Source organism: Bacteroidota bacterium (assembly GCA_038746285.1).
Lineage (GTDB): Bacteria > Bacteroidota > Rhodothermia > Rhodothermales > JANQRZ01 > JANQRZ01.
In genome coordinates, this window is sequence record JBCDKT010000112.1 from 1 (window position 1) to 2,162 (window position 2,162).

The window sequence follows — 2,162 nt, forward strand, 5'->3', positions numbered from 1 at the left end:
GCGGCCAGGTCCACACCGTCAAGACGCGCCTCCGCGACTTCAGCGGTGGCTACCCGGTTGCGTTCACGGCTGACGAGGTCGCCGGGCACGCGGCTGAGCACGGCCACGACCCCTACGCGTTCGAGGTCTTCGACGAGCACGACCGGCCACTCGGGACTGGCGAGGCGGGCGTCCGCGCGCTGGCGGAGCGCGCCGGGATGACGTACTTCGTGAACGGCGACTACTCGCGTGCCCAGTACGCGGCCATGTTCGCCGACATGGAGGAGCGCGGCACGCGAGAGAGCCCGAAAAGCTCGTCCCCAAAGAATCGGAGCCGAAAGCGGTCCTCTGGCGGCTCCACTGGCGGCTCCTCTGGCGGAGGCTCTCAGCGCCGCTCTGCTGCACGGAATCGGTCGGGGGCCTCCACGTCCGCCCGCTCCGGCAGAGCCGGCGAGCGTGCGACCCGCGCACTCCAGGAGGCCCGAGACGCTGTCGCCTCGGGCACGCTGACCCAGGGCCGCACCGACTACACGATCGAGGGCACCTACCGCACCGCCAGCGGGCAGCCCGTCGTCGCCGCCCGATCGGCCGACGGGTCACTCGCGCTCGCCTATGTCGGAGCGACGGGGCTGACGTGGAAGAAGGGTGTCGCTGAAGACTCACTGGACGGCTTCTCGGAGGTCGCAGCGGACGAGCTGTTCGCCAACGCCTCCGACACGGAGACGAAGCCCCCGGCCAAGCGGAAGAAGGCCACCAGCGCGAACCGGAAGACGACCAAGAAGCCGAAGGCGACCAAGCCGAAGAAGGCGCCAAAGAAGCGCGCACCGAAGGCCACCGCCAACGCGACGGCGGAGCCCCGAGATGCCGACCCGCTCGCCGGCTTCGAGGACGCGCTCGCCGAGATCAAGTTGCTCCTCGTCTCGACCAACTGATGCCGGCCGTCGCCCCCGTCTCCCCTGACCGCGCCCGGCGCTACGCCGAGGCCGTGGCCATGCTGGCGGCCCTCGTTGTCGAGGCCGTCCGCGGCGACCGGCTCGCCCGTAGGATTGCCGACGACGTCCTCGACCGGCTCGGCGCGATGGCCGAGCAACTCGACGCCCACAGCGAGGAGCGCTCGACCGCCGACGTCCGAGCTGCCCGCGAGTCGCTCGACGAGGCGGAGGCCGAGGGGTCCGGCGTGACCGACGCGCCGCCAGTCGACGAGGAGCCCGCCGGCGGCAAGCCCGACGACACAGCCGGGGACGACACAGCCGGGGACGACACGGCCGGGGACGACACGACCGCTGGCGACGTGCCCGCTGGCGACGTGCCCGCCCCCCGCTCCGAGATCGAACTCGACGCCGAGCGCGCTCTGGAGGAGGCCGAGGCATACTTGGCCGAAGCCACCGACGATCTCGAATCGATCGAGCGGGCGACGCGTGAGGCGGCAGCAGAGGGGCGTTTCAGTAAGCGAGCCGCTGAACGTGCCACTGAGCGCCAACTCCGGCGGTACCGCGGACGGGTCGCCGAGGCGACCGAGGCCGTCCTCGCTGCCCGCCAGCGGCGCGACCGCGTGGTCTCCGAACTCCGAGCGACCGAGCTCACCCTCTTCGCCAACGGCGCCGACGCGCTGGCGGCCTTCGACCGGACGGGCCTGGAGCGGGGTGACGTGTCCGAGGTCCTCGCCTACCTCGGACGAGCGATCTACCTCAGCTCGAAGACCGTCGACGGTGGCCGTGTCGTCTCACGTGAGACGTGGGAGGACACGCGCGGCGCGACGCACCTCCTCTACGACCCCGCCGACGCGACCCTCTACTTCGTCCATGACTCTCGCATTCGCGCCGAGCGGTCCGTGCCCGAGGGCGTCGACCCGGTGGCCCGCGAGGCCGCCGAGGGCCTCCAGACCACCTTCCACGGCTTCCTACCCGGGGACCGGGCCTTCTCCGTCGACTGGCCAGAAGCGGCTGGCGCTGATGCGACGCGTGTCGAGGCGGCCGGGCAGGCCGTCCAGGTCCGCTACCTCTCCGACAAGCTGCACGCCGCCGAGGCCGCAGCCGGCGGCGCGCTCCCCGCGGGGACCGTCAGGGTAGGCCGCCGCGGCACCGACCGGGGCTTCAAGCACTGGTTCACCGACACCCTCCCGGTCTTCGAGATCGGCGAGGGGGAGCACCCCATCGTCGCCGTCCGCGGTGTGCTCGTCACCC

Annotated in this window: 2 protein-coding genes; both read left to right on the plus strand. The window is 72.1% G+C overall.

From position 1 onward, the window contains the following. Positions 1 to 911 (plus strand): hypothetical protein (locus AAGI91_17655; protein ID MEM1044439.1); only part of this gene is annotated, 911 nt, incomplete at its 5' end. Further along, a partial coding sequence (locus tag AAGI91_17660; GenBank protein ID MEM1044440.1) for a hypothetical protein occupies positions 911 to 2,162 on the plus strand: 1,252 nt, incomplete at its 3' end. The genes AAGI91_17655 and AAGI91_17660, both read left to right, overlap by 1 nt.